Below are 232 nucleotides of genomic sequence, written 5' to 3'. Positions count from 1 at the left end.
CGCCTTGCACCGCCCATCGACCGCCAACCCACGCTGCCGCGAAAACTCCACAAACAGCCCCGGCGTTGCCATCACCGTCACCCCACCGGCCAGCGCGAGCGAGCACTCCCCACTCCGCAACGCCTGCGCCGCCAGGTGCATCGCGACCAGCGACGACGAGCAGGCCGTGTCCACGCTCACCGCGGGTCCCTCAAGGCCGAGCGAGTAGGAGACGCGCCCCGACACGACGGCG

General features: G+C 71.6%; 1 protein-coding gene. It reads right to left on the bottom strand.

Annotation, left to right across the window (positions count from 1 at the left end):
• The coding region (locus tag DEH69_RS19210) for a beta-ketoacyl synthase N-terminal-like domain-containing protein (protein WP_147255706.1) at positions 1-232 on the bottom strand (232 nt) is incomplete at both ends.

The sequence above is a fragment of the Streptomyces sp. PT12 genome, from assembly GCF_003311645.1.
GTDB lineage: Bacteria > Actinomycetota > Actinomycetes > Streptomycetales > Streptomycetaceae > Streptomyces.
The sequence above is the reverse complement of the archived record's forward strand: the minus strand, read 5'-3'. Positions and strand labels throughout refer to the sequence as shown.